We start from the raw sequence: 3,312 nt of genomic DNA, 5'->3' as shown, positions 1-3,312 counted from the left end.
CGAGCGCGAGCGTCACGGCGAGCGGCAGCGGCCGCTCGTACCCGACGGCGGCCTGCGGCAGCTGTTCGAGCGGCCAGTGCACGAGATACAGCGAGTACGAGATCGTGCCGACGAACACGACGGGCCGCAGCGACAGCAGCGAGCCGACGCCGCCGTGCGCCGGCACCTCTCCCGCCGCGATCACGGCGGCGGTGGCGAGCACGGGCAGCAGCGCCGCAGAGCCGGGGAAGGCCGTGTCGGCGCCATACCGCGCGCAGGCCGACACGATCCCGCCGAGCCCTGCCCAGCCGAGCGGCGTCGCGACCCGCGGTCGCAGCACCCTCCTCACCGCCGGAGCGGCGAGCGCCAGCACGCCGCCCGTGGCCAGCTCCCACGCGCGCGGCCAGGGCGCGAAGAACGCCCAGGGCTGATCCGTCTGCGTGAGCACGAGCCCGGCGGCGAACGAGAGCGCGGCGAACAGGCCGAGCGCGCCGGCGACCGCGCCCCGCCGGCGGCGCAGCAGAAGCCAGCCTGCGGCGAGCAGGGCCGGCCAGATCAGGTAGAACTGCTCCTCGACACCCAGCGACCAGTAGTGCTGGAACACCGAGGGCGTCGTGTTCGCGAGGTAGTCGGTTCCGCGCGCGGCGAAGACGTAGTTCGGTGCATAGAGCGCCACGGCGGCGGCATCCGCCATCGCCTGCGCGCGCAGGGTGGGCGGCACGAACAGGAAGACGCCGAGCGCCGTGAGGGCGAGGACGGCGAGCGACGCGGGCAGGATGCGGCGGGCACGGCGCGCGTAGAAGTCGGCGAAGCCGACGCGACCCGTCTCGTCGAGACGACGGACCAGCTGGCCGGTGATGAGGAAGCCCGAGACGACGAAGAACACGTCCACCCCGACGTAGCCGCCGCCGACGCCGGGCATCGCCGCGTGATCGAGGACGACAGCCGTGACCGCCACGGCCCGAAGCCCCTGGATGTCCCACCGCATCGCCTGCACGGCGGGCATCATGCCAACGCGAGGTGACTCGAACGTGAACCCGCCGGCCGCATCGAGAGGCGGTCATGCACTCTGTTAGACTGTGAAGGTTGCCGTCCAACGGCCGCGGAAAAAGAGAGCTCAGGCATCCCGCCCCGGGCACCGCGCAGCGAGAGAAAGGGGATCCCATCCATGGCGCTTGATGCAGAGGCCAAGAAGGCGATCATCGACGAGTACGCTACCCACCCCGGTGACACCGGATCCCCTGAGGTCCAGGTCGCGATCCTCACCAAGCGGATCAAGGACCTGACCGAGCACCTCAAGGAGCACAAGCACGACCACCACTCGCGTCGTGGTCTGCTGATCCTCGTCGGTCACCGCCGCCGTCTCCTCAGCTACCTGCAGGAGATCGACATCGCGCGCTACCGCGCGCTGATCGAGCGGCTGGGTCTGCGTCGATAAGCATCGACCGACCGCCTCTCATGGCTTCGAAAGGCCGCCGCCCCTTCTGGGGCGGCGGCCTTTCTCGTTCCTCTCGGCCACCGGTCTCACACGTGCCGTGCGGCGCTCGCCCAGCCGTGCGCCGCTAACCTGGCAGGATGCCTCGGCCCCGTCGTAAGCCCTTCCTGCGCTGGGCGCCGCTGCCGTGGGTCGCCCTGCTGCTGCTCATGCTCGTCACCGGCTCGCTGCACGACATGGGCGCGGATGCCGCCTACGTCGCCGGCATCGTCGTCACCGTGCTGTTCGCGGCAGCGCTCGTGGTCGGCGTCGTCGTCTCGGCGCGTCGGCGCGGGCCGAACTTCACGGCAGAGGGGCACCTGGCCACGCTCGAGGGGCTCGACCTCGTCGAGGTGCCCGCCATGGGGCATCCGATCACGGTCGCCGACGTGCGCCGGCATCAGATCGGCATCGGCGCCGCGATCGCGCGCACGTCGGGCGAGTTGCGCGCCCTGCTCGTGCCGGGCGCCGGCAATTGGTGGAATCTGCGCTGCGACGTCGCCGTCTATCTGCTCTCCGACGACGGGTTCCATCATGTCGGCCGGCTGGGCGACCAGGCCCAGGTCGCGTGGCAGAGCGAGCTCGACGAGCTGGGCGCCCATGGGCGCTACGCCGTCGTGCCCGCGGTGGTGTCGGGCGCCGAGCGCTCGTTCGCGCTCGATGTGCGCCTCGAAGGGCTGCGCGCCGGCCGCCAGGGGGTCGCCGCCTGATGTTCCGCCGCCACCCGATTCTCGCGCCGCTGACGATCGTCTACCTCGCGGTCGTCGCCTGGGTCACGCTGGGGCCGCAGCCGCTCGACAATCAGCGGCAGCAGTGGGTGGTGCTCGCGATCCGGGCCGCGCGCACGATCACCCGCCAGCACTGGCCCTCTGTGGCAGACGCGATCACCTACAACCATGTCGAGTTCGCGGCGAACGTCGCCATGTTCGCGCCGATCGGCCTGTTCCTCGTGCTGCTACTCGGGCGCCGCTTCTGGTGGGCGGCTGTTCTGCTGTGCGTCGCGATGACCGGCGCGATCGAGACGGCGCAGCGCTACATCCCGGGCCGCGTGTCCGACGTCCGCGATCTCGCCTCCAACAGCATCGGCGGCGTGCTCGGCGTCGTCGTCGCTCTGATCGTGACGATCCCCGCCTATCGGCGCGAGCGCGATCGGCACCGCATCCGCGAGCTCGAGGCAGAACTGTCGCGCTATCGCAACGTGGTCTGAGGGGTCACGGTGCCGCGCCGGGTCGTCAGCAGCGCGAGCAGAGCGTCGGCGGCGTCGCCCCGCCGGGGCGCGGCGATGACGGACAGCGTCCAGGTCGGGCCGCCGCGCAGCGGCACCGCCACGACGCCGGGCACGGCGACGGGAGTCAGGGTCGGCACGACGGCGATCCCGAGCCCTTCCGCCACGTAGCGCGGCACGGCCGGCAGCTCGGGCACGTCCGCGATCACGGCCCGTGGGCGGCCGAGGGCGTCGAACGCGCGGTCGACCACGACGCGGTTGCCGAAGCCGGGCGGCGTGTCCACGAAGCGCTCGTCGGCGAGCGCTTCGAGCGTGATCGTGCGGCGGTCGGCGAGCGGATGCGCCGTCGGCAGCACCGCGACGAAGCCGGTCTCGCCGAGCCGGACGGCATCGAGGCCCTGCAGCTCGCTGGGCGGCATGCCGACGAGGGCGAGATCGAGGCGCCCGCGGCGCACATCGTCGAGAAGGCCGGTCGAGCCCGTGGGCGAGACCGTCAGCCGCAGGTTGACGAGCGGATTCTCGCGGTGGAAGCGCCCGAGCAGGCCGGGGAGGTCGAAGAACTCCAGGCTCGAGAACATTCCGAGGCGCACGCGGCCGCGAAGCCCTGCTGCACCCGGGGCCGCTGCGCTCCGGA

Annotated in this window: 5 protein-coding genes; 3 read left to right on the top strand and 2 right to left on the bottom strand. The window is 72.0% G+C overall.

Going from position 1 to position 3,312, the window contains the following annotated elements; genetic code table 11:
- On the bottom strand, nucleotides 1–985 hold a 985-nt coding region (locus tag ACM2XV_RS13585), incomplete at its 3' end, for an acyltransferase family protein (protein WP_487027311.1).
- 162 nt (nucleotides 986–1,147) lie between these two features.
- On the opposite strand from ACM2XV_RS13585, the gene rpsO reads away from it, so the two are divergent.
- The 3 genes from rpsO to ACM2XV_RS13570 all read left to right on the top strand — a co-directional run bounded on the left by rpsO (nucleotide 1,148) and on the right by ACM2XV_RS13570 (nucleotide 2,660).
- Complete coding sequence (gene rpsO, locus ACM2XV_RS13580; RefSeq protein ID WP_344773081.1) at nucleotides 1,148–1,417, top strand: 30S ribosomal protein S15; 270 nt, start codon at nucleotides 1,148–1,150, stop codon at nucleotides 1,415–1,417.
- Between the two features lie 137 nt (nucleotides 1,418–1,554).
- Complete coding sequence (locus tag ACM2XV_RS13575) at nucleotides 1,555–2,163, top strand: hypothetical protein (RefSeq protein ID WP_344773079.1); 609 nt, start codon at nucleotides 1,555–1,557, stop codon at nucleotides 2,161–2,163.
- Nucleotides 2,163–2,660, top strand: coding sequence for a VanZ family protein (locus ACM2XV_RS13570; RefSeq protein ID WP_344773077.1), 498 nt, complete (start codon nucleotides 2,163–2,165; stop codon nucleotides 2,658–2,660). The genes ACM2XV_RS13575 and ACM2XV_RS13570 overlap by 1 nt, the downstream gene beginning before the upstream one ends.
- Here ACM2XV_RS13570 and ACM2XV_RS13565 read toward each other — a convergent pair.
- On the bottom strand, nucleotides 2,642–3,312 hold a 671-nt coding region (locus ACM2XV_RS13565; protein ID WP_487027310.1), incomplete at its 5' end, for a LysR substrate-binding domain-containing protein. The two genes, ACM2XV_RS13570 and ACM2XV_RS13565, sit on opposite strands and share 19 nt — an antisense overlap.

Source organism: Gryllotalpicola sp. CP2-P1 (assembly GCF_057512245.1).
Note: the sequence above shows the minus strand (reverse complement) of the source record. Positions and strands in the feature narration are given on the sequence as shown.